The sequence below is a fragment of the Prevotella melaninogenica genome, from assembly GCF_018128065.1.
GTDB lineage: Bacteria > Bacteroidota > Bacteroidia > Bacteroidales > Bacteroidaceae > Prevotella.
In genome coordinates this window covers 273,955-300,254 of sequence record NZ_CP072360.1, presented here as the reverse complement: position 1 = coordinate 300,254, position 26,300 = coordinate 273,955, and the positions used below count along the sequence as shown (strand labels likewise).

At 40.4% G+C, this 26,300-nt stretch carries 17 protein-coding genes and 1 pseudogene; 9 read left to right on the top strand and 9 right to left on the bottom strand.

Going from position 1 to position 26,300, the window contains the following annotated elements:
* Window positions 1-182: 182 nt before the first annotated feature.
* The 4 genes from J5A56_RS07150 to miaB form a co-directional block, all read right to left on the bottom strand.
* Window positions 183-1,139, bottom strand: a complete 957-nt coding sequence (locus J5A56_RS07150) for a lysophospholipid acyltransferase family protein (RefSeq protein WP_021671433.1) — start codon at window positions 1,137-1,139, stop codon at window positions 183-185.
* Window positions 1,136-3,148: an LTA synthase family protein gene (locus tag J5A56_RS07145; RefSeq protein ID WP_036919395.1), complete on the bottom strand. Its 2,013-nt coding sequence runs from the start codon at window positions 3,146-3,148 to the stop codon at window positions 1,136-1,138. The genes J5A56_RS07150 and J5A56_RS07145 overlap by 4 nt, the downstream gene beginning before the upstream one ends.
* Window positions 3,149-3,170: 22 nt before the next feature.
* Window positions 3,171-5,030: an ABC transporter ATP-binding protein gene (locus J5A56_RS07140; RefSeq protein WP_021671435.1), complete on the bottom strand. Its 1,860-nt coding sequence runs from the start codon at window positions 5,028-5,030 to the stop codon at window positions 3,171-3,173.
* A gap of 99 nt (window positions 5,031-5,129) precedes the next feature.
* Window positions 5,130-6,458: a tRNA (N6-isopentenyl adenosine(37)-C2)-methylthiotransferase MiaB gene (miaB, locus tag J5A56_RS07135; RefSeq protein ID WP_021671436.1), complete on the bottom strand. Its 1,329-nt coding sequence runs from the start codon at window positions 6,456-6,458 to the stop codon at window positions 5,130-5,132.
* 512 nt (window positions 6,459-6,970) lie between these two features.
* Here miaB and J5A56_RS07130 point away from each other — a divergent pair.
* From J5A56_RS07130 to J5A56_RS07095, 8 genes and pseudogenes are all read left to right on the top strand, one after another.
* Entirely contained in the window at window positions 6,971-8,215 is a 1,245-nt protein-coding gene (locus tag J5A56_RS07130) for a peptidase U32 family protein (RefSeq protein WP_021671437.1), read from the top strand.
* Window positions 8,216-8,449: 234 nt separating this feature from the next.
* Window positions 8,450-8,866, top strand: a complete 417-nt coding sequence (locus J5A56_RS07125; protein WP_021671438.1) for a SufE family protein — start codon at window positions 8,450-8,452, stop codon at window positions 8,864-8,866.
* A gap of 193 nt (window positions 8,867-9,059) precedes the next feature.
* Complete coding sequence (locus tag J5A56_RS07120) at window positions 9,060-9,635, top strand: RNA methyltransferase (RefSeq protein WP_021671439.1); 576 nt, start codon at window positions 9,060-9,062, stop codon at window positions 9,633-9,635.
* Window positions 9,636-9,695: 60 nt separating this feature from the next.
* Complete coding sequence (locus tag J5A56_RS07115; RefSeq protein ID WP_021671440.1) at window positions 9,696-10,688, top strand: S41 family peptidase; 993 nt, start codon at window positions 9,696-9,698, stop codon at window positions 10,686-10,688.
* A gap of 571 nt (window positions 10,689-11,259) precedes the next feature.
* On the top strand, window positions 11,260-11,757 hold the full coding sequence (locus tag J5A56_RS07110) for an RNA polymerase sigma factor (protein ID WP_021671441.1): 498 nt from the start codon (window positions 11,260-11,262) through the stop codon (window positions 11,755-11,757).
* Window positions 11,754-12,446: a DUF4974 domain-containing protein gene (locus tag J5A56_RS07105; RefSeq protein WP_021671442.1), complete on the top strand. Its 693-nt coding sequence runs from the start codon at window positions 11,754-11,756 to the stop codon at window positions 12,444-12,446. Before J5A56_RS07110 ends, J5A56_RS07105 begins: the two co-directional genes overlap by 4 nt.
* 6 nt (window positions 12,447-12,452) lie before the next feature.
* Window positions 12,453-15,029, top strand: a complete 2,577-nt coding sequence (locus J5A56_RS07100) for an outer membrane beta-barrel family protein (RefSeq protein WP_021671443.1) — start codon at window positions 12,453-12,455, stop codon at window positions 15,027-15,029.
* A gap of 530 nt (window positions 15,030-15,559) precedes the next feature.
* Window positions 15,560-16,863, top strand: a pseudogene (locus J5A56_RS07095) (Fic family protein).
* Window positions 16,864-16,963: 100 nt separating this feature from the next.
* Here the strand turns inward: J5A56_RS07095 and mutS are convergent.
* The gene (gene mutS, locus J5A56_RS07090) at window positions 16,964-19,624 is read right to left on the bottom strand and encodes a DNA mismatch repair protein MutS (RefSeq protein WP_021671446.1); all 2,661 of its coding nucleotides are present in this window, start codon (window positions 19,622-19,624) and stop codon (window positions 16,964-16,966) included.
* A gap of 115 nt (window positions 19,625-19,739) precedes the next feature.
* Between mutS and J5A56_RS07085 the strand changes: the two genes are divergently transcribed.
* Window positions 19,740-20,726, top strand: a complete 987-nt coding sequence (locus tag J5A56_RS07085) for a ketopantoate reductase family protein (protein WP_021671447.1) — start codon at window positions 19,740-19,742, stop codon at window positions 20,724-20,726.
* Between the two features lie 530 nt (window positions 20,727-21,256).
* Here J5A56_RS07085 and lgt read toward each other — a convergent pair.
* The 4 genes from lgt to J5A56_RS07065 form a co-directional block, all read right to left on the bottom strand.
* Window positions 21,257-22,099, bottom strand: a complete 843-nt coding sequence (lgt, locus tag J5A56_RS07080; RefSeq protein WP_021671448.1) for a prolipoprotein diacylglyceryl transferase — start codon at window positions 22,097-22,099, stop codon at window positions 21,257-21,259.
* Between the two features lie 71 nt (window positions 22,100-22,170).
* The gene (ychF, locus tag J5A56_RS07075; RefSeq protein ID WP_021671449.1) at window positions 22,171-23,274 is read right to left on the bottom strand and encodes a redox-regulated ATPase YchF; all 1,104 of its coding nucleotides are present in this window, start codon (window positions 23,272-23,274) and stop codon (window positions 22,171-22,173) included.
* 302 nt (window positions 23,275-23,576) lie between these two features.
* Window positions 23,577-24,386, bottom strand: a complete 810-nt coding sequence (locus tag J5A56_RS07070; RefSeq protein WP_021671450.1) for a DUF3108 domain-containing protein — start codon at window positions 24,384-24,386, stop codon at window positions 23,577-23,579.
* A 780-nt stretch (window positions 24,387-25,166) separates the two neighbouring features.
* A complete protein-coding gene (locus J5A56_RS07065) occupies window positions 25,167-26,213 on the bottom strand; it encodes a ribonucleotide-diphosphate reductase subunit beta (protein ID WP_021671453.1) in 1,047 nt (348 codons plus the stop codon).
* Window positions 26,214-26,300 lie beyond the last annotated feature (87 nt).

Below are 26,300 nucleotides of genomic sequence, written 5' to 3'. Positions count from 1 at the left end.
AAATATTTTTCTTCATGATAATAAATATTTTTTTTCATGAAAATAATTCGCCATTGACCATCATATAAAACGCTTAAGGAAGGCAAATCGCAAGGTAAAAGAGAGCTTATTTAGCCTTAATAAGCTACTTTTATTGTCATTGAACATAAGACTTATAAGACCTAAGTCAGCTTGATTGTGACTTAGTAAATCATCTCCTTACCCTCACGCAGGCGTACTTTACCATCAATCACCTCAAAGTATTCGTCAAAGCGGCCACGTGTACGTTTCCAACGATTGTGACTCCAAAGATAGATTTCAGGCTGATGACGGATAGACTTCTCCAACTCTTGAAAGTAGAGGTCGGTTATCTCATAATCTGGTAGTCCCTTGGTCTCTTCACGAATGATGCGGAATTCACAGTTATAATGTCCACGACTGGTACGTGTCACATCTCCATAAACAAAGACTTGGCTCATGTGCTTTACGATTCTTTCACCTCCAGTAAGTACGGGAGTCTCCTGATTCATAAACTGAACCCAGTGATGAATGCTCCACCAGAAGGGTGATTGGTCTGAGATAAAACCCACAACGAGCGGCTTACCACTGCGACCAAACTGGATAATCTTACGCAAAGACTCTTGCATAGGAATACAAAGTGCACCCTGACGCTCGCGCACAAACTTGAAAAGACGGTCGAAGTATTCGTTTTCCAATGGGTGATAAAGCTGACAGCAGAGCGCATTATCTACCCAATAAGGCAGGGAAGTAATCCACTCCCAGTTACCCAAATGACCTAAATAAATAGCAGCCGACTTACCTTCCGACAGCACTCTGTTCAGCTCTTCCGTGCCAGTAAAGGTCATACGTTTTATCAGCTGCTTCTTACTCATGGTCATCAGCTTTAGTGTCTCCACAATGTAATCGCAGAACCAGCGGTGAAATCCTTGCTCAATTTGGCGGAGTTCGTCATCAGTCTTCTCTGGGAAGCTATTCTTGAGGTTCTTCCATATCACCTTATGGCGATACTTTATCACCTTTGCCATTACGAAATAAAGACCATCAGAGAGCAGATACAGCACTGGAAAAGGTAGCAGAGCCACTAAATACCAAAAGCCGTAAGCAAGGAAATAAAGGGTTTTATAAAGGGCTTTTTTCATTGAAGTTCTGGGTTTTTAATCGTTGGATGCATCTTATCATTTACCATACGATACATATACTGATAGATAATAGCCTTCAGTTCTCGCTCCATCTTAACTTGTTCAGGGACCTGCCCAAGAAGGTTTTGCTTCATCAATGCATCTGTAACTCGATAGATGGCTTTTGTCTGTTTACCATCCCATTGGAGTACATAACCATACTTTACATACTGATAAATACCGTTCAGATAGTTCACAGCCCAAGTATCTTCTGCCGCTGTATGCAGCAAGTCCTTTCCGAAAGAGAGGTAAGGGCCAGCGTTATAACCTATGTGATTCAACAGAGTTGGCATAATATCAATCTGCTGTGCCACGCCATCTATACGTCCAGACTTTATCTCACCTGATGGGTCATAGATTATAATAGGTGAACAGAAGCCACCTATATCGGTCATATACTGCTCGTGATCACTCTGATTAGTATGGTCGCTTGTAAGCACGAAGATGGTATTTTTAAACCAAGGCTGCTTGCTCGCAGACTCAAAGAACTTGCCTATCGCCATATCTGTATAGCGTATGCACTTATGGATAGGTAGGTGTTCTTCCTTATAAACGTTCTTATACTTCTCTGGAACAACAAATGGGTCGTGGCTTGAAACAGTGAAGAGAGCTGTCATAAACGGCTGCTTCATCTCTCCCATCTTCGTACAATAGTACTGCAAGAAAGGCTCATCCCAAATGCCCCAGTTGCCATCAAAGTCCTTATCACCACCGAAACGAGGGTCTTCGCTATAGTCTTGTCGACCATAATACTTCTGGAATCCAATCTTATTAGCAAAGGCAAGAAAACCCATCGAACCACGGTTAGCACCATGGAAGAAAGCGGTCTGATAGCCCCATTTACTAAGTAATCCCGGCATACCTGTATAGTCATTCATCGAAGCAGGAGTGAGAATGAAAGGTTCTCCAAAGCGAGGAATACCACAGAGGATGGATGGCATTCCGTCAATACTCTTACGTCCGTTGCAATAAGAGAAGCGATAAACGAGGCTTTTATCAATGAGTTTGTCTACATTCGGTGTATAACCTTTGTATTTTCCATCGAAGAAGTCACGGTTAAACCCTCCGATATACTCACGTCCGAAACTCTCAACAATGAGAATAACAATGTTCTTCTTATTGGGAAGGCGTACGCCTGAAGTAGGATTAGGCTCCTTGTACTGCATCCAATAAACAGGGTCGTAGACCTCACGGGCAGCTGCCAAAGAGGGGAAGTAATCAGGAACGGAGAAGTCGGACTTGCCTATCGTGCGGATAAGAGCAAAAGGGGTGTTGAGTACTAAGGCACAATCAGTTGGACGTTCTACGTACTGGTTGGCGTTACTAATAGTTATCGGACGTACACCCGACTGCAATCCGCCTCGGCAACCACCTACTGTAAGGACAGCAGCCACGGCAAGACATACGAAAAGTTGTGCCGCATAAACTAATCGTTGACGTAGGCTTTTATAGCTGCGGTGGTCAGTATGTGACTTTACATATAGCTTATTGGCAAGCCATAGAACAATAATAAAAATCAGAATAAGGTACCAATGGGTAACAGCATTGTGGAACAAGATACCAGCAATGTTGTTCTCATTGTCGAACTCACGGAACACACTGGTCGTTGTACGGCGCAGTGTGAATGGAAAATAAACCGAGTCGGCAAGGTTGATAGCAAGAGAAAAAGCATTAACAACCATGAATACCCACTTACAAACCTTATGATAGACAGGGTTCTCTTTCCGCCATAGTGGCAGAAGCATCATTACGATGTAGAGAATATGTGTGTAAAGAATGGCGGTCGTATCAAAGAGAAGACCTCCTCGCACCCACATCCAGAGCGAAGAAGCATTGAGACCGTCAATAAAGTAACTGTAATTGACAAAGAAGTAAGTCAATCGTGCTACAAAGAAAATGGCATACGCCAATAGCAAGTTGAACACTAATGCTATTGGCGAACCAAATGTTGTTTTTAATAATCCCTTCATATCTTTCAATACTTCTGGACCTTTATATCTCCTGCATATCATGCAGTTTCTTATAGTATCCTTCTATATCCATCAGTTCATCATGCGTTCCTCTTTCTACAATCTCACCTTCATGCAGCACGCAAATCTCATCACTATTCTTGATAGTTGATAAGCGGTGCGCCACAGCTATGGTCGTACGTGTCTTCATAAGCTTATAGAGGGCATCCTGTACAAGGCGTTCGCTCTCTGTGTCAAGGGCAGAAGTAGCTTCGTCAAGGATGAGGATTGGTGGATTCTTAAGGATAGCACGAGCAATACTAACACGCTGACGCTGTCCGCCGGAGAGACGTCCACCACGGTCACCGATATTCGTGTCGTATCCTTTTTCACTGCTAAGGATGAACTCATGAGCATTGGCAATCTTCGCTGCTTCGGCTATTGCCTCGTCTGTTGCATTGACACCGAAGGAGATGTTATTCTTGAAACTATCGTTGAAGAGGATTGCCTCTTGATTTACATTACCTATAAGCTGGCGGAGGTCGTGTACTCCTAAATCCTTAATATTGATTCCGTCAATGAGAATTTCGCCTTCTTGCACATCGTAGTAACGTGGGATGAGGTCAAGCAAGGTAGACTTTCCGCTACCACTCTGCCCTACCAAAGCAATTGTCTTACCCTTTGGAATAACGAGGTTGATATCCTTCAATACCCAGTGAAGTTCTGTATTACCATCATCATCCTTACCATCAGTATAGGCAAAGCTGACATGACGGAACTCTATCTCATGCTCAAAGCTATCGATATGTACTGGTTTCTCTGGCTCTTGTATCTTTACTTCTGCCTTGAGAATCTTATCAATACGCTCCATTGAGGCAAGCCCTTTAGGAATATTATAGCCTGCGCGGGAGAATTCTTTCAATGGATTAAGAATACTGTAGAGGATAACAAGATAATAGATAAAGGTAGGTCCACTAATAATAGGGTATTCACCCAAAACGAGGGTACCACCAAACCAAAGCACGACAACTATCATGACCGTTCCGAGGAACTCACTCATAGGGTGAGCTAACTGCTGACGAATGTTCACACGCATGATGTCATTGCGGTATTGTGAGTTAATCTTGTCAAAGCGTTCTTTCATCATTCCTTCTGCACAGAAGGCTTTGATGACTCTTAATCCGCCTAAGGTTTCTTCTACTTGACTCATCGTATCACTCCACAACTTCTGCGCTGACATACTATTCTGCTTCAGCTTTCGACCAACAAAGCCCATAAACCATCCGAAGATAGGTACGAAAATAAGCGTGAAGAGGGTCAACTGCCAAGAGATAACAAGCAGTGTGGTAAAGTAAATGATAATAAGAACAGGATTCTTAAAGAGCATGTCGATAGATGACATGATGGAGTTGTCAACCTCTTGTACGTCACCACTCATGCGAGCGATGATGTCTCCCTTTCTTTCCTCACTAAAGAAGCCGAGAGAAAGGGATGTTATCTTCTCATAGAGTTGGTTACGAATATCACGTACAACGCCTGTTCGGATAGGAATGATAGAAGCAGAGGAAAGGAAGTAGGCTCCAGTTTTTAGGAAAGTCATGAAAGCAAGGACCAAACCGATAGCCAATAAGACGGTTGTTGGTCCCCAACTGGTGATGTATATCTGCGTATAATAATCCGCATTGTTCGATAATACTTCCTTGAAAGAGCCTTCACTCCAAGCCATTGCACGCATCGCTCCTGTTCCTGCATCAACCTTAAAAAGAATCTGAAGGAGTGGTATAAGCGTTGCAAAGGAGAATATATTGAGAATTGCTGACAATATGTTGAAAATGATTGACAGCACAAGATACTTCTTGTATGGCGGTACGAACCTGCGTAAAACGTGTATGAATTCCTTCATCAACTAATCTTCTTATCTTATATTCAATTTTGCAAATATAGCTATAAAAAGCAAAACCGCAAAATTGTTTTGCGGTTTATCTTTATATATAAAGTATATTTACACTTCTTCGCCAAAGAGTGTAGCACTGGTTGAGCCTGTGATGCGTACACGGACGGTCTCACCAATATGATGATTGCCACGTGGCATGACTACAGCCTTGTTCTGTGGAGTACGCCCCATCAGCTGTTCACGGCTACGTTTACCGAAGCGTTCGATAAGGATATCAAACTCCTTGCCCTCGTCTTTCTTGTTCTGTTCAGCTGAAATCTCAGTCTGTAAGCGAATCAACTCATTCAAACGGCGAATCTTCACCTCCTCAGATACATTGTCTGGAAGGTGCTTTGCAGCGTATGTTCCCGGCCGCTCAGAGTATTTGAACATAAAGGCAGAATCGAAACCTACCTCACGCATCAACGAGAGTGTTTCTTGGAAGTCTTCTTCCGACTCATTGTGATAACCAATGAAGATATCGGTTGTAAGTCCACAATCAGGGATAAGACGACGAATAGCAGCCACCTTCTCAAGGTAGTCCTCACGAGTGTACTTACGGTTCATCAACTTCAGCACGCTATTACTACCGCTCTGTGCAGGGAAGTGGATGTGATTACAGAGATTAGGCTCGGTAGCTACTGCCTCAATGATATCCTCTGTCATATCTTCTGGGTTGGAAGTCGTGAAGCGCACACGCATATCTGGTACACTCTGTGCCACCTTATGCAACAATTCTGCAAACGAAATACCATTCTCAGGACGCTTACCATTTGGCAACAATCCGTAAGAATTGACGTTCTGACCTAAGAGAGTAACCTCCTTGAAACCCTTGTCATGCAAGTCCTTAACCTCTTTCAAGATACTTTCTACATCACGTGAACGCTCACGTCCACGGGTAAAAGGAACGATACAATAGTGGCAGAAGTTATTGCAACCACGCATAATACTAACAAAGCCCGACACTCTATTGCCACCAATACGCTGTGGGATAACATCACGATAGGTCTCAGTGGTAGAGAGTTCGATATCCATTGCATTCGTACCGTTCTCGCACTGTGCAATCATATCAGGCAAGTTGAGGTAAGAGTCAGGACCACACACAAGATTGGCGTGGTGATTTTGAATTAAATCGTCCCTTACACGCTCTGCCATACATCCCAATACGCCCAAGATAAGGTCACGACCTTTCTTCTGCTCGGCGTGCAATGCCTCCAAACGATTATATATCTTGTTCTCTGCGTTCTCACGTATAGAACAGGTATTGAGGAAGATAGCATCTGCTTCTTCCTCTGTTTCGCATACGTCATAACCTGCCATCTTCATGACAGAAGCCACAACCTCAGAGTCTGCCACATTCATCTGGCAGCCGTATGTCTCAATATATAGTTTCTTCATTCTGTTGTTATCTCGAAAAAATTAGCATGCAAAGATACTAATTTTATCGCATACAACCGAAAAACGTTCTAACTATTTGACTCTTAGAAAAGAACTGATATATTCTTTTTAGTGAATAATGCTGACTCTTAAACATTTTCCATATAAGTTTATTCTTAGGTTTTTACTATCTATCATAATGGTATTTAGGACGTTTTCTTTCCGTCTTCTGCTAATGTGTTAGCCCTCAGCACAGATGGTGCTAAGGCTTAGCACGCATGGTGTTCTTGGTAAGCACCAATCGTGTTGAAGCTAAAACACATAGCAATATATTGCATTAATGCAAGTAATTTGCAAAACTTACAAACTCGTTTACGCCCTTTATCGGATATTTTCCGTACCTTTGCAGACTGAATAGACACATTCACAATAAATAAAGGATAGCAACAGACAAAGCAAAGCATAGGAATAAGTCTACGAAAGGTAACAGATTTCTTATTGCTTGCTAACTGTTTGGTAATGAAAATAAAACAATGAACAAGAATATAAATGAATTTGAGATAATGGCACCTGTTGGCTCACGTGAGTCGTTAGCAGCTGCCATCAATGCCGGAGCTAACTCGGTTTACTTCGGTATCGGGAAGCTAAATATGCGTTCCCATTCGGCCAACCACTTCACTATTAACGACCTCAAAGAGATTGCCGAGACTTGTAATGCAAAAGGTATACAGACTTATTTGACTGTAAACACCGTCATCTATGGCGAGGATATTGAGACAATGCACGAGATTATCGATGCTGCCAAGGCTGCTAACATCACCGCTGTCATTGCCAGTGACGTTGCTGTAATGATGTATTGCCGTCAGGTGGGGGTTGAGGTTCACCTCTCAACACAGTTGAATATATCTAATATTGACGCCCTAAAGTTCTACGCTCAATTTGCTGATGTTGCCGTATTGGCACGCGAGCTGAATATGGATCAGGTGAAGGAAATACACGAACAGATTATCAAACAGAATATCTGTGGACCGAAGGGACAGCCTGTTCGTATCGAGATGTTCTGCCATGGTGCGTTCTGTATGGCAATTTCGGGCAAGTGTTATATGAGTCTTCACGACTCTAACCGCTCTGCTAACCGTGGTGCTTGTACCCAGATATGCCGTCGTAGCTATACGGTTACAGACAATGAGACGGGTAATCAGTTAGAGATTGATAACAAGTACATTATGAGTCCTAAGGACTTAAAGAGTGTTCGCTTCATTGATAAGATGATGGATGCTGGTGTACGTGTGTTTAAGATTGAGGGTCGTGCGCGTGGACCAGAGTATGTTCACACCGTTGTGAGCTGCTATAAGGAGGCAATAGAGAGCGTACTCGATGGTACCTTCACCGAAGAAAAGAAGGACCAGTGGGACGAGAGACTCTCAACAGTCTTCAACCGTGGCTTCTGGGATGGCTACTATCAAGGTCAGAAGATGGGCGAATGGACCAAGGATTATGGCAATAAGGCTACAGAGAAGAAGGTACTCATCGGTAAGGTGATCAAGTATTTCTCTCGTCTTGGCGTGGCTGAGGTTGCCGTTGAGGCTAATACTTTTGTAAAGGGAGAGAAGCTTCTTATCACAGGTAACAGCACTGGAGCTATGTTCCTCAATGCGGAAGAAATCCGCTACGACCTCAATCCTGTTGATAAAGCAGAACAAGGCTGGCGCGTTTCAATCCCAGTACCGGACAAGGTACGCCCAAATGATAAACTGTTTAAGTTAGTAACAAAGTAAATCATTCTAATTCAGAATTCACAATTCATAATTCATAATTATGATTACTATGGTAATTCTGAATTCAACATTCATAATTCACAATCCAAATTCACAACGATGATTACTTCTATTGGTTAATATTATATGGTAAATAACAATATTGTAAGCTGCTTGTAGCAATAAACTCTGCCCACAGAAGTTATCATAATTATGAATTGTGAATTCTGAATTATGAATTAAAAATAAGGATCTATGACAATAAACGAAGCACAAGATGCAGTAATTGGTGAGTTTGAAGACTTCACTGATTGGATGGATAAATACCAAATGCTCATTGACTTGGGCAACGAGTTAGAGCCATTAGAGGAACAGTATAAGAACGAGCAGAACCTCATTGACGGTTGTCAGAGCCGTGTATGGCTGCAGTGTGACAATATAGATGGTAAACTTATCTTCACTGCTGACTCTGATGCACTCATCACAAAGGGTATCATTGCCCTTCTGATACGTGTTTTGAGTAATCATACTCCGCAAGAGATTATTGATGCAGACTTGTATTTCATTGATAAGATAGGCCTTCGTCAGCATCTCTCACCTACACGTAGCAACGGCTTACTCTCTATGGTGACGAAGATTAAGGCGTATGCAGTAGGGTTTAGTTTGCAGTAAAAGAAGCCTCCCCCAACCCCTCCAAAGGGAGGGGAGTGCAGATAACAAAAAACCATACATAAGCTGATATACTATTTTATAAAGAGCATCAAGAACTATCCATAACATAGGGGTATCTCGGTATTCACGCCCCTCCCTATGGGGGAGGGGAAGGGGGAGGGGCTGGTAGTATTTGGACGGGCTTTATTATTTTATGAGAAAACTACGCACCATCGAAATGAATAGGCTTTCCCTTGAGGAATTCAAGGAGGCTGATAAGTTGCCACTCATCGTTGTGTTAGACGATGTGCGGTCATTACATAATGTGGGAAGTGTCTTCCGTTCTGCTGATGCTTTCCGTGTGGAAGCTGTCTATCTATGCGGTATCACAGCCACACCACCCAATGCAGAGATTCATAAGACAGCACTCGGTGGTGAGGATTCAGTTGATTGGCGTTACTTTGAACGTACAGAGGATGCTATCGAAGAACTCCATCGTCAAGGCGTATTTGTATATAGTGTGGAACAGGTGGAAGGCTCAACAAAGCTACAGGAACTCAACACAGAGAACCCAACAAACTATCAACACCCAACACCCAACACCCAACACCTATCCACCCACTACGCTATCGTGCTGGGCAACGAGGTGAAAGGTGTAAAGCAGAGCGTTGTAGATATGAGCGACGGCTGTCTTGAAATTCCACAATTCGGCACCAAACACTCATTGAATGTAAGTGTAACAACTGGTATTGTCATATGGGAGTTTGCTCGTCAGCTACTTCTAAAGTAAGTATCAGATATCGGAGAAGATAATATATTGGGGGGCGTATATGTCCCAAAAGAAAGTATTATGAACCTCAAACTGTTCTTTGTATTCTTATCTTTATCATGGACATTAACATCATCCGCAACGTGTCCTGACAGCATAAACAATAATCTGCAAGACTATCAATACCTCACACAATTCACTGAAGCCAACCTTGCCACTTTCCCATACATCTACAAAATGTACGGAAAGGAATACAGAAAACATAAGAAGACCATCAGAAAACACTTGTTGAAAGGACAAGATATAGAGACTGCAACTTGCAATTATGTCTTCTGGTTCTTTTCTCAATTCGATACACATTTTATCGTTGACCGACATAAATTCTGGCAGGAATATGACCGAAAGGTGCACACTAAATATAAAGAAAAGATGGAATATAATCCTCAACCACTTGCATGTATGGTTGACTCAGATACATATTTAGTAAGAGTACCGTCTTGTGGTGGTCAGAATCCAACCTTTGCATGGGTTGACAGCGTGGCAGAAGTATTTAAAAAGAGAAACTGCCCATACCTGATTTTAGACATACGGGGCAATACTGGTGGGAATGATGCTATTTGGGAACCATTCTTTGAAATACTTGCAGACCATAAACCTGACAAGGCTTGGAAAGTATTATTCAGAAGTAGTCCAGCAAATATAGATGCGCTGATGCAACAAGGGAACATGAACCTTGCTGAGAAAGCAAAGAAATCAAAGTCTCAGTTTGTGCCATTAACAGAAGAGGATCACGATGAGGAAATGACCTTCTTATCAAGCAATTTAACTAAAGTCGCAATCCTCGTCGATAGTAAAACAGCAAGTTCTGGAGAAACGTTAGCCCGTTTTACCAAAGATTATTGCAATCGTGGGAAAATATATGGACAGGACAATACTAATGGAGCAAACCTGTCTGGTAATGTAACTCCTTTTAAACTTCCACATAGCCAAATTACCTGCTATTCCCTCTTTGTGTTGATGAAGATTTCGCTTTGCAAATTAAAAACAAAGAATTGGGTATCAAACCAGATGTAAAGATACCTATTCCACTTCCAACCGCTCTAAAAGACAACGTTGATACATGGGTGATATGGGTTTCCAAACATATAAAAACAAATTAAAAAGACAAACATTCTTTTTATGACTTAACAAAAGACAGAGTAAGAAAATGAACAACAATGATATGTTCCCTTATTACTCTGTTTTTTAACCTTTTATTCTTCCCTTAAACCCAATAAACTATGGCAGCAATTAAAGAATTGTTATACCCAACAAATAGATATTTTACACCCAGCTGCTGGGTCCTATCGTACCCAGCGGTTGGGTACAATAGGACATATTCGCTGGGTACGATAGGACTTGTTCGCTAAGTTGTCTGGAGCTTTTTAGTAAAAGCTTAGGAGCTTTTCAGTAAAAGCTTAAGAGCTTTTCAGTAAAAACTTAGGACTTGTTAGCTAAGTACAATAGGACCCAGAAGTTAAGTACAAAACAAGCAATTAATAAGGTCATTTCCAACTTTAAAGACAATTTATGGTATTAAGGGGTTGGGAAAATCCACTTTCATTCGTTATAAGGATGAGAACAGATAAAAAACGAATAGATATCTATGTCGAAAGAAGAAACCATTGGGTACCTGTTTCGAATGCACTACGGCGCAATGTTCAGGCTGGCAGTGGCAATGCTGCACGATTCTGACGAGGCAAAGGATGCCGTGAGCGAGGTGTTTGTACGGTTATTCCGTGACAATTTCCACCTGCCTAAGAAAGGTACAGGCGCTTATCTACTTGTAAGTGTACGCAACCAGTGCTTAGACATCATCAGACAGAAACAGATGAAAGAGCGTGTCAATAAGCTGTTGACAATAGAGACAGAGCCTGACTTATCGCCCATACAGCACCAGACTGATTGCTACATGGAATTATTGGCTTTTGCAGACAATAAGCTGACAACACAGACCCGTACAGTCTTCCGTCTACGCTTTGACAAGCAACTGTCCTATAAAGCCATTGCAGAACAGGTTGGCATCAGCGAAGCTGCTGTCTACAAGCACTTGATACAGGCAATTAGGAAGATGAAAGAACAATTTAATCCCAACCAGAAATGAAAAAAGATAGTTACGGACAGATGGAAAGGTTGCTTGACATGATGGAGCATCCTGACCAATATACTGATGAACAGCTTAATGAACTGTTGCGTGATGATGAGTTGAGGCAAACATATCAACTTATATCAGACACTACCAGTGCATACGAGTACAGACGGACTTCCGATAAACTGACAGATGAAATCATAGAAGAGGAATGGAACAAGGTAATGGAAAAGAAGTCTACTTCCAGACCTATATACCGCTATTACAGACAGATAGCAGCAGTAGTCATTGGTATTCTCACTGTATCGGGAATTGCCATTGCTGCAGTTAGCATTGTCAAAGGTAGTAGAAAACAGTTGGCAACGGATTCAGCTGTTACAGTCACAAACAACATAGTTCATACAAAAACATTAAGGGAAAAAGACTCTACACGCACAACTGCCACATATAGCAAGCTGGAAGAAAAGAGAGTAGGAGAGATACTTCCTCCCAAACAGTTTGATAATGTTATGTTACAGGACATTGTTCAAGAAATATCAGATTACTATGGGATAAAAACTGTCTGTCGTAACCCAGAAGCAGGACAGCTACGTTTGCGCTTTCTTTGGAACAGAGACCAAAGTGTAGAACACGCAGTAAAGACACTAAACATGTTTGAAAAAGTACAGCTAACTTTGGCTGACAGTACAATCACCATAGAATAAAACACTATGAGAAAGCATCTCTTTCTTGGTATACTGCTACTGATTGTCTGTGGTGTACAGGCGCAGCATATTACCCGAAACTATAATAATACATCCCTACCACATGTGCTGACTGATATTGACAATGCCAGCCAAAGGTATACAATCAACTTCATATATAATGAATTAGAGGATTTTACAGTCACTGTAAACCTACGTAACCGCACCGTTCCCGAAGCAATACGAGAGGTATTGGGTTTCTATCCCATGCGCATGACCGTCAGTGATAGCCTTATCTTCGTAGAATGTACACAGAAAGTACCTACAAAGGTCATTGGACACATTGTTGATCAGCACAACCAGCCTGTACCGTTTGCCAATATAGCTTTGTTGAATCCATCGGATTCCAGTTTCATCAATGGCGGAGTGACCAATAACGGGGGAGACTTAGTCATACCATGTAGTCAACGGAAGGTCTTACTACGGGTTTCTTTCATTGGATTTGCTACCTACTATAAGCTGATTAATGTCGGCAATATCGGTACTATCCGTATGAAGACTGAACCATATACACTGAAATCCGTGACAGTAAAAGGTATGCGCCGAGTTATTAAAAATGATGTTGACCGACTGCAATATCTCGTCAGTAATGACCCTTTCTCCAAGGGGATGAATGGTATAGAAGTGATGGGGCGTGTACCAATGCTAAATGTCAGTGACGAAAGTGTCAGCATCGTAGGTAAGGGCATTACCCATATCATGCTTGATGGACATATCCTTGAAATGACTGCCGATGCTGTAAAGGCAAAACTCCGCAGCTTGAAGGCAGAAGATATTGAGCGTATAGAGGTGATAACTATTCCACCTGCAAAATATAAGGCAGAAGCCAATGCGGGATACATCAACATCGTCATGAAGCGTGACCAGTCGAAAGGGTGGAGTGGGAGTATCAGCGAGGAGGTGCAGCGGCAGTACCGTGGGCGGTATTTCCAGGATATAAACCTCAACTATGCCGGCAGGAAATTTGAGCTGTCCACAGGTCTGGGAATGTCTTTGGATAAAGTAATCAACAACTCATATTCTGTCTATGACTTCAAAGATGGACACCAGCGCAGTACAAGAAAGCGGACCATATCCCCTTGGTCTTCGTATAGTGCAGATGCCATCGTGAAATATCATGCTAACAAGCGCTTGGAACTGGGTGTCATGACATCATTCTATACCAATCACATCTCTACCAATCACACGTTTGTCTCAATTAACAGGGACACAACATTTACGACAGCTCATGCCCCAGCTGTCTGGAACAACAACATAAGTACGACACTGTACGCTGAATACAAACTTGACTCATTAGAGAAGACACTCAATGTGAACTATAACTTCTTCAACAGTAATGCTCCCACGCAAAGTGAGAACGTATCGGTAACAAACGGAATGACTGAATCACTACGCAATAAAAGCAAGGCAAATTACAAGATAAATGCCTTAAAACTTGATTTTTCACTGCCTTTCAAGCATCTCTATATGGAGACAGGGTCATCTTTCTCAGCTATCCGCAATAAGACAAGTCTGATGCTGGAGAACCTTTCCAACGGACAGTGGAGATACAATGCAGATGAAAGTAATGAATTCTTGTATAAGGAACGAACCCTCGCTGCCTATTTATCAGCAAAGAAACTGCTCACAGAAAAACTTCAGCTACAAGCTGGACTACGCTACGAACATACATGGACGGAAAGCAACCAGCTTACACAAAGACAAATCAATCGCAGTCATTACGGACGTTTCTATCCCACTCTGCACCTCAACTGGCAATTAAAAGATAATCAGAATCTGGCACTTGCTGCCAACTGGGGGATAGAACGACCCGATTTCAACGACCTCAATCCTTTCCGTATCTATACATCTACCACTGATTACATGACAGGAAACCCTTATCTCGCAGCTGCCTATACTCGCAACATGGAGATAAACTATAGCAATGGGAAAGGACTTTATGCCGTTCTCTACAGCAGTCATGGCAAAGGGGAGACAGGCTGGAGAACCACATTCCTCGCAAACGGAAGTCAGGTAACCGGTCCCTATGACGGCCTGCGCCATGAAAAGACGGGTGTCTATGCCAATTATAACCGCAATGTGCAGGCATGGATGAACCTTAACATAGGAGGAGAAGTATATTACTATGATTCCCATTCCGATTACAAAACGGACGTGTTACAGATACATGGATGGGGCAGGCGGGCTGAAGGTTCGCTCTCGTTCCTGCTCAACCGGCAGAAGACGCTCATTGCCGAGATCAACTATCGGCACTGGTTCCGGGAATATTTTGCACAGACTCAAAGTGATCCTCATGCTTACCTGCGGATGAGCCTTAAATACAGCTGTCTGGACGACCGCTTGAAAATGAGTCTTACCATTGGCGATCCCTTTCATCAGAATATCAATCGAAATACCATATTCTATCAAGAATATACTAACACGAACCGATTTGATAATCATTCTCGATATATCGGACTTCGTGCTACATGGTCATTTGGTGGCAAACAGGTTCATCGTACCTATCATGACAACCGTGATACAGAATCACAGCGCGCAAAGTAGGAAAGAGAATAAGTAAAACTACAGAGTAGCACACAAAGGATGAGACAGCAACAACATTAAGCGGCATGAGAAATAACTCTTAGCTTTGCAGACTATAATCATTTTTCCTGTCACATCTGTCAGTATTATAAATGACATAGATATCTGGAAAATAAGCAATTAGTCTTAAATGTTAAAAGTGACAGCAAAATAGAATTAAAAATGTTCTTGTATATACATTAGTTCAATAGTACTTCGCAGTATTATACAGTTGTGAAAATTATCAGAATAACTAAGTTGGATTAGAAAAAAGCAAGTTCTTATTTCTATGACATGATAAAAAGACAGGGTAACAAAGGAACTAATCTGAGTTGTTCACTTTGTTACCTTGTCTTTTTATGTTCTTTTCCTCTTATCAACCTATTCTTTCAACCATTAATTGAACCTACCAATTCTTGCAAATTCTTGAAGAACTTGCAAGAATTTATGTTAAATCTTCACTATTAACCGTTTAATATAAGAGAAAAGTATTATATTTGCAAAAAAGAATTATGATAGAACAACCTCCCAAGTTAGATACCAAACTTATACAAAAAGCAACAAAATTATCTGCACGAACAGACGTTACTCCATTGATACGCAATATCAATGATGATTACTTGTATTGGACTGAAGTAAAATACAAGTCTCATCCAGCTGATCTTTCATCTGAACACATTTGGGCAGCTGCTAAACTTAACCGTCTCATGCAACAGATAAAAATATGGGAGGACTGTCCTTTCACACTATCCATTACCAACAATATGCAAAAGCTATGTCATTATTTGACATGAACTTTGGAGGTTCTTGGGAAAATTCAGCTATTATTCCTTCAGAAGACAGAGAGCGGTATCTCATATCCTCACTAATGGAAGAAGCTATATCATCCAGTCAGATGGAAGGAGCAGCTACCACCCGTAGAGCTGCCAAAGAGATGCTAAGAAAAAGTATATCACCTCATAACAAATCAGAACAGATGATTGTAAATAATTATGAGGGAATACGCTTTATTGCTGAGCATAAGGATGATAAAATGAGTATGGAACTACTCTTGAAAATCCATTCTAAGATGACAGCAAAGACATTGAATGATAGTACCAATGAAGGAAAATTTCGTCAGAATAACGATATCGTTGTTATTGATGGTATCACAAATGAGATAGTACACACACCTCCTTCTTATAAAGAGATACCTGACTTCATAAACAGAATTTGTGAATTTGCCAACAATGAAGCAAAGGACGTTTTTATACATCCTATTATCAAAGCCATCATCATCCACTTCCTCTTAGCTTATCTTCATCCCTTTGTAGACGGAAATGGCAGAACAGCAAGAGCATTATTCTATTGGTATATGCTCAAGAATGGCTACTGGCTAACAGAATACTTATCTATCTCTCGTATTATCTATGCTTCAAAACGACAATATGAAAAAGCTTACTTATATGTTGAGACTGATGATTATGACTTAGGTTATTTCGTAACTTATCATCTGAAAGTACTTTCACTTGCCTTCAAAAAACTACAAGATTATATTCAACGAAAAATATACCAGCGACAAAATAGCATCAATCTGCATAAGTTAGGCTCCATAAATGAGAGACAAGCTATTATTTTATCTTTGTATCGTGATAATCCAAAAATGATAATGACCGTAAAAGAAGTAGAAAATCGCTTCTCTGTCAGCCATACGACGGCAAAATCTGATCTTGATGGGCTTGTTTCGCAGCAGTTTTTAAAGAAAATACCTATTAATAAGGTAAAATTCAGCTACATTAAAGGTGAACTGTTTGACTCTAAAACCAGACTTACATAAATACTATTTAATATTATTTCTACGTATGATTTCTGCCAATTCTTGCAAGTTTTTGAAGAACTTGCAAGAATTGATAGATTTTTTATAAGTTGATTAAGCCTTATCCCTTTACGATTTTCTTAATATCATTCAGCTTATTAAGGGCTTCAACAGGTGTAAGATTGTTGACATCAAGACCGAGGATTTCGTCACGAATCTGTGTGAGGACGGGATCATCGAGCTGGAAGAAGGAGAGTTGAACACCTTCTCTGCTCTGGTCAAGACGCTCAACGGCAGCCTTACCGACACTACCTACTTGTGAATTATCCTTTTCAAGCTCCTTAAGTATAATGTTAGCACGCTTAACAATAGAACGAGGCATACCCGCTATCTCCGCTACATGAATACCGAAGGAGTGCTCACTACCACCTTTCTCTAACTTACGAACGAAGATTATCTTTCCATCCACTTCCTTCACAGAGACGTTGAAGTTCTTAATACGTGGGAAATTCTTCTCCATTTCGTTCAATTCATGGTAGTGTGTCGCAAAGAGGGTACGAGCTTGTGCACGTGAATGTTCGTGCAAATACTCTACAATCGCCCATGCAATGCTAATACCGTCATAGGTACTTGTACCACGACCCAACTCATCAAAGAGCACTAAAGAGCGTGGAGTGACGTTATTTAGGATATTTGAAGCCTCTGTCATCTCAACCATAAAGGTTGATTCTCCTAATGAAATGTTATCCGAAGCACCCACACGTGTGAAGATTTTATCCACCATTCCGATACGTGCTCGTTCAGCAGGAACGAAGCAACCAATCTGTGCTAAGAGTACGATAAGGGCTGTCTGACGCAACAAGGCAGACTTACCTGCCATATTCGGACCCGTAATCATCATTATCTGTTGGTGTTCCGTATCAAGCAGTACATCATTAGGCACATACTGTTCACCTATCGGTAGCTGTGTTTCAATCACTGGATGGCGACCCTGTTTTATGTCTATAACCTCCGAATCGTCCACTACTGGACGCACATAACGCTGCAACTGTGACACCTTCATGAACGAAAGCAGACAGTCAAGATGGGCAATGAGATTGGCATTAATCTGTATCTGCGGAATAAACTCCTGCATATCCTGTATCAGCTCCATATAAAGCTGAGTTTCCAAAGCCAATATCTTCTCATCAGCACCGAGTATCTTTTCTTCGTATTCCTTAAGTTCTGGCGTGATATAACGCTCTGCCTGCGCTAATGTTTGCTTACGAATCCAATTCTCAGGCACCTTATCCTTAAACGTATTGCGCACCTCCAAGTAATAGCCGAACACGTTATTAAATCCTATCTTCAATGAAGTAATACCCGTCTGAGCAATCTCCTTCTCTTGAATCTCTAACAGATATTGCTTTCCATTGTCACGGATAGAACGCAAATCATCGAGTTCTTGGTTATAACCTAAGGCTATCACGTCGCCTTTGTTGACCAACTGTGGAGGATCAGGCTGTATCTCTTTCTCTATTCTATCACGCAAAGACTCACAGAGATTCAGCTGTTCACCTATCCTCTTGAGTGTATCGCTCTTTGCATAAAGGCAGGCCGTCTTAACGGGTTGGATAGCCATAAGGGCATTCTTCAGCTGTACTACCTCACGAGGTGACACACGACCGACTGCTACCTTTGATATGATACGCTCCAAGTCGCCAATGCGATGGAACTGTTCATTGATACACTCGCGGAAATCAGGTTCACGAAAGAAATAATCAACAACGTCTAAACGTTCGTTGATAGGCTTTACATCTTTCAGTGGGAAGACCATCCAACGGCGCAACATACGTCCACCCATTGGCGTAACAGTATTGTCGATAACGTTCAAAAGCGATGATCCACCCTCATTCATTGGGGCAATCAACTCCAAAGAACGAATCGTGAAGCGGTCCATTCGCACATATTTATCTTCTTCAATACGTGCCAATGAAGTGATATGATTGATTTGTGTATGCTGCGTTATCTCCAGATATTGAAGGATAACACCTGCTGCAATAACACCATTATTCAAATGATCAACACCGAAACCCTTTAAGTTCTTTGTTCCAAAATGCTTCAATAGCTTCTGACGTGCCGTCTGATCGGTAAACACCCAATCGTCCATCTCGAATGTACAAAGGCGTGTACCAAAATAGCGTTCAAAGTCTTGTTTCTTCGCACGGTCAAAGAGTACCTCCTTTGGTTGGAAGTTACCCAATAGTTTTTCGACATAATCAAAGTTGCCTTCACCAGTCAGGAACTCACCGGTAGATATATCTAAGAAACTGACTCCACAAGAACCTTTACCGAAATGTACCGCTGCAAGGAAGTTATTTTCCTTATAGTTCAGCACGTTGTCGCTCATGGCAACACCCGGAGTGACAAGTTCTGTGATGCCACGCTTCACCATCTTGTCCATTGCCGTCAGACCCTTCTTGCCTTTGATAGCCTCACGTTTCTTCTTTGGGTCTTCTAATTGGTCGCAGATAGCTACACGCTTTCCAGCTCGGATAAGCTTAGGAAGATAAGTATCAAGGGCATGATGTGGGAAACCAGCCATCTCTATCGAGTCGCCATTACCACCATTATTACGACGTGTAAGGGTAATACCGAGTATTCTTGCCGACTCCACAGCATCCTCACCATACGTCTCATAAAAGTCACCACACCTAAAGAGCATCAATGCTCCAGGATGTTGTGCCTTCATTGAGAAGAACTGTTTCATCATCGGGGTTAATCCCTTATCGTCTTTTGTCATATCTTTTACTTCCTTATTAAGTCTGTTTCCTATTTTATCCTTAGACTTACAAAATTACAAAAATAAGGAGGAAAGCCCAAATAATTAATTACCTTTGTCTAAAATAAACACAAATATGGATATATTAATTATAGGATTAGGAGTTATCGGAACAACTTATGCTTCTGTGTTTAAAGAGGCTGGACACAATGTTGAACATTATATTCGGGAAGGAAGTAATAAGGAATATATAAGCAATATTGAAGTTACATTATTAGATGGAAGAGAATCATCAAAGGGTATTCAAGTCAAAAAAGAATATACAGTAAATCCACATTCAAAGAAAGAATATGACATGATTTTCGTAAGTATCTCACAAGGGAAGATTGCCAATGTAATGGAGATACTACGAAAAGAAGCATTCAAAGGCACAATACTCTTATGCTGTAATCTATGGTATGACAAGCAATATCTTGATAAAATTATGCAAGGATATGATTATATCTTAGGCTTTCCCGTTGCTGGAGGTTGCATAAAAATAAAAAAAGAAGAGCTTGCTACTAAAGCTGAACTTGATTGTTGTTTATTCGATCATTTCATGATAGAGTCTAAAAATAAGACAACCATATCAAATTATGAGGCTATTTCTAATCTATTTAAGTCCTCTAACATAAAGCTTGAGAACCCTTATGACATGTTGGAATGGATATGGATACACATGGCTATCAACGCTGCAGTTATCTCTGTCATAGGTAAAAATGGAGACATAAATGACAGTATAGCATCAGTTCATAAACTTATGAATTCTCTAAAGCTATTGGCAACTACGATTAAAACTATTCGTGAGACAACAAAAATAGCAGCTTCACGTGGTATTAATATGAAATATTACAGAAATGAATTATGGCTATATAAACTACCAGCTCAACTTTCTGCCATTTTCATGAAGCGTATGTTTGCCACAAATAATCTTACAAGAAGGATTATGGAACTACATGGAAACATTGATGACTTATTGTATATATGCAATAGCGTATATAAAGAAGGAAACATAAACAATGTTTCAGCTCCACTTTTTTATCAGTCTTTAGAAGATATTACAAGAAGAATTACAAATAAATAAAAGAATTATAAGGAAGAAAATAGGTTCTTCCGTTAAATGTGTAGACGCTTTTCGTATTGCTTTAAAGAAAGAACCGAAGTTACTCATTAAACAAAAACTTGGCTAAGACAGTCAACCATCTGTCCTATTATCATCCTCTGATATTGAAAACCATTTCATTTTAGGACTTCGAAAATATGCAGATAAGGGTTTGAAAAATCATTACATAATTTCGAGTAAAACATCAATAAATAACGATAAAACCACATACAAAAAGTAGGTTTGTAATCAACAGAAAATCAATTAGTTATAAAGTAGCAAAGTAAAAGGTGCTTAATTGGACTTCAAAAGGGCGTTAGTAAGGGGCTTAAAGGGCATCTTTTGCAAGCCAAAAGGGCGTCTTTTAGAAGCTAAAAGAGCATGTATTGGGTTTAAACCGCATAAAAATAGTTTACAAATTTCAACTAATTAATATTCATAAAACAAATTGCACGAATACTCATTGATAAGGAATATTCGTGCAATTAGCGTAATTCGTAGTCGAAAGCGAGTTATGGTAGTTTTCCTTCTTTGCCTCTTGAGCGTAGAATTGACCATACACCGAGGGCAATAAGAGGAATACTTAATATCTGTCCCATATCGATTGGCAGACCTGCCTCAAATGCTTCCTGTATCTCCTTTGTGTATTCAATGAAGAAACGGAAGGTGAAGATAAGTGTAAGACAGAGTCCGAAATAAAGTCCTGTACCCACTTTCTTAGGATACTTCCTATATATAAAATAAATAAAAAGAAAGATAATTAAGTAGGCTATTGCCTCATAGAGCTGTCCTGGATGACGTGGTTTATCATCTACATTATAGAAGATAAAAGCCCAAGGAACGTCTGTTACCTTACCAATAATCTCTGAATTCATCAGGTTTCCAAGACGAATAAAGCAGGCTGTGATACCTGATACAATACCGAAGAAGTCAAGTACTACCCACGTATTCATCTTCGTCCTGCGAATATAAAGGAAGAGGGCAATAAGCAATCCGACTACTCCACCATGCGATGCAAGTCCTTGATAACCCACATACTTCCATGAACCGTCAGCCATTTCACGAATAGGAATAAAGATAGTCATGATTCCTTTCCAAGAAGTGAGGAACTCCTCTGGCTCATAAAAGAGACAATGACCTAAGCGAGCACCAAGCAATACGCCAAAGAAGACATAGAGGAAGAGTGGATCAAACTGTGATGAAGGAAATTTATGACGTTTGAAAAGCCACTGCATCATAAAATATCCCAAGGCAAGACCTACTAACCAACACATTCCGTACCAACGAATAGGAAGAGAACCAAGCTGGAAAATCACTTCACTTGGCTGCCATGCAATATAAAGTAGATTGTTCATAGTTATGCTATTAAAAGTGAAGATAGCACCAATAATTATCCCCTCTCTGAATAGAGAGGGGTTAAATAGGGCTATACATTAAATCTAAAGTGCATGATATCACCGTCTTGTACAACGTACTCCTTACCTTCGATGCCGAGTTTACCAGCCTCACGAATAGCTGCCTCAGAACCATATTTAATGTAATCGTCGTATTTGATGACCTCTGCACGGATAAAACCCTTCTCAAAGTCGGTATGGATAACTCCCGCACACTGCGGAGCTTTCCATCCCTTATGGAAGGTCCATGCCTTTACTTCCATCTCACCAGCAGTGATAAAGGTCTGGAGGTTGAGCAGATGATATGCCTTATTGATGAGTCGGCTCACACCGCTTTCTTCCAATCCAAGCTCGTCGAGGAACATTTTCTTATCCTCATAGCTCTCCAAAGAAGCAATGTCTTCCTCTGTCTTAGCCGCGATAACCATTGCTTCAGCACCTTCCTCAGCAGCAATCTTCTCAATCATCTGACTGTATTCGTTACCTGTCTTAGCACTTGATTCGTCTACATTGCAAACGTAAAGTACAGGTTTTGTTGTCAGGAGGAAGAGGTCGTGCGCTGCTTGCTGTTCTTCTTTGCTTTCAAACTCAACGCTACGAGCATTCTTACCCTGCTCTAACACTTCCTTATAAGCCTCCAAGACAGATACCATTACCTTAGCATCTTTATTGCCTGCAGCAGCAACTTTCTGCTGTTTAGCAAGCTGTGCCTCAATGGTTTCAAGGTCTTTAAGCTGCAACTCTGTATCGATAATCTCCTTATCTTCAATTGGGTTGACTGCCATACCACCCTCACGTACCACGTTATCGTCCTCGAAACAGCGGATTACATGAATGATAGCATCACACTCACGGATATTGCCAAGGAACTTGTTACCCAATCCTTCACCCTTTGAAGCACCCTTAACGAGTCCTGCGATGTCGACAATCTCACAGGTAGCAGGTACGATTCGTCCTGGATGAACAATCTCAGCGAGCTTATTCAAACGCTCGTCAGGAACGGTAATTACGCCGAGGTTCGGCTCAATCGTACAGAAAGGGAAGTTAGCTGCTTGTGCTTTGGCACTGCTCAAGCAGTTGAAAAGTGTGGACTTACCTACGTTTGGCAGTCCTACTATACCACATTTTAATGCCATATCTTAAATAAACGTTTATTTCTTTTGTCCAAAAATAAGACTTACGAACGCAGAGGAAGTGTTCTTTCTCTTTGCCGTATGCTACTTATTATCTGCAAAATTACATAATTAATTCGATATAAGCGAGAAGAAGTGGAAATAAGGTGGAATACAAATGAAGTCTATCTCATCTCTATCATACGATTATAGGAGTATAACGCTTGCATTACGTTATACCCCTATAATTTATAAGGAATGGTTTTATATCGTCCTTTTAAAAATTTATCCTCTATATATAAGATAGGAATAAGACTGATAAATTCCTATTTTACCTCAGATTTAATCGGACTATTAATACCCTTCATTGAAACAAGAAAAGCCTTTGCTGAACCAAACTTCAAACTCATATCAAGACGAACAGGGATATGGTTGCTGTCGTCCGTTACATAGAAATTAGCTATTTCGCGCCACTTATCATCCTCATATTCATAATAGGTGAGACGCAAACAACGATACTTATGATTATTGTCGGCCTTGATATTCTCCTTACCACCATAAACTATACGAGCTGCATGTCGACTATTTCCATCGACGATAGGGAACTTCACCACCTCACCTTTCTTCCAGTTCTCAGGATTAAAACTACGTGCACGAAGGAAAATGCTCATCATATCATAAGAACAGTCATCGTATGTATTCTCCATCCATTGATGTTTTCCTTCGTTGTTGATTCTATGTTGGCGTATCTTACTTTTACCATTTGGATAAGTATAGAATATCTCATCCACCGTATATCGCTTTCCTTCCCTTGCTCCCTTACGGAAGTAAAGCGGTTCCATCTGCTTAGAGTTGTAGGCAAGCAACGTATCACGCAATACGAAATAATCGTCAAGCTTACCATTACCACGTGTTGTTAGCGAGGCACGATAAGCTGGAATACCTTTATAAGTAGAGGAGACCGTGTACCAAGAGGCTGTACCTGCTTTTACCCAAATAAACTTCCAATTATAATAAAGGTTGTAGGTAAGATACTCTCCACTGCTAAACGCCGTGTTACGGAATGTACACTGTGCGGTGGCACTGACGGCAATCATCGCAAAGAGACAAACTATATAAATCTTCAACTTTTTCATATTCTCCGTTTTATCCGTTCAACTTTAATATTATTCTTTATTTCTCTTTTAAAAGAAAAAGAATGTTTAAGTATGATGGGCTGTGGATTAGTGCAGAACTTTTCTGCCGTTTTCTTGCCAGAATGGTTATCAAACTTAGATGTTATATTATTAACAAGTTATTCTCATTTTATTGTTTGATATTCAGGCATTATGTTGAGTTATCCACATTATCCACAATTGATGCAAAGATAATAAGTTTATATCTTTTTTGATATGAAAGTTGTGTAAAACTTCTATAAAACTGCATTAATAACCTTGTGGATATCCACATAGAAGCCTCTTCTTCTGTTCTTGTGTGGATATCCACAGAGTTATAAAATAGTTATCAATATAGTTTTCCACAGAGTTATCAACAGTTATGAATACAAGTTTCATCCTTTATGAATCTTACTTTGTATTATTTCGGTTGGTGTTGATTCCCAGCACATGATGTGCGGAGGGTAAACACCGATGGTGCTAACCACTAATTACATTGCAGTATAGTCTTGAATAAGAACTAATTTACTGTTATAAACGAGTTAGATTACTAAAAATAAATAAAGCATATATGATGTCTTTCATGTTTATGGTTCGTATAGAGATAAAAAGAAATTCACAATTCATAATTTAAATTACTATTTATTGGAATTATTATGTTTAGAATTTTCCTTTCATAACACCCAAAATAAGTAATCATAATTATGAATTGTGAATTTTGAATTATGAATTACGAAGGTAATTATAATTATGAATTAAGACTTATAAGTCATCAATCAGTGCAGTACTCTTGGCGTAAGCAGTACTCTTAGCTTCGAAGAAGTCGGTCTTCACCATGTTAGCATTAGAATACTGACCTACCCACTTCATGTTCTCAGGTTCCTTTTGGTTGTCATCATAGAGGAAACCAAAACCGAGTCCAGACCAGCGAAGATTACCCAAATAACGGATATAATCAGACACCATCTGCGCATTAAGACCCTGCACATCATTGCCGATAACATATTGTCCCCATGCTATCTCCTGACGTACACCCTCACGCATCATATCCTCATAAACCTTTATTTTCTCTGGAGTAAACATATCAGGCTCCTCTTTCTTCAGCTCAAGAATAATACTACGGAAGAGCCAGAGGTGTGTATTCTCATCTCGGTTGATATAGCGAATCTCCTGTGCAGACCCCGACATCTTACCATTTCGGCTGAGATTATAGAAGAACATAAATCCGCTATAGAAGTAGATACCTTCAAGAATGAAGTTAGCAATAAGCGTCTTCATCAAGCTGAACTTATCACGTTTCTCATGGAACTCATTGTAGCAGTCACCAATAAACTTATTACGGTTCAAGAGATGCTCATCGGTCTTCCACTGATAGAGAATGTCGTTACGCTCTTCAGGACTACAAATAGTATCGAGCATGTAGCTATAACTCTGACTATGGATACACTCTTGGAATGCCTGAATATGCAGACAGAGGTTTACCTCGTTTGCAGTGATATATTCACTGAGTGTTGGGAGGTTGTTGCTTTGAAGCGAATCAAGGAAAACAAGGAAGCTAAGAATCTTGTCGTAAGCTACTCGTTCAGCCTTTTCAAGATGTGGATAATCCTTAAAGTCCTGTGAAAGATTGATTTCCTCCGGAATCCAAAAGTTGTTCATTGCCTGTCTGTACCAGTCACTTACCCATGAATACTTCATGTTATTGAAGTCATTCAAATTAGTAGTATTGCCACCAATCATTCGTCTCAAGCGCAAGTCGATATCGCCTGAAGGATTGAATAAGGTATTACGTTTTAATTGATTGTCCATTATTTCTTATATATTTACTCTATCATTTTTCTAATATTTAGCAAGAGAGGTAATCATAATTGTGAATTCTGAATTGTGAATTCTGAA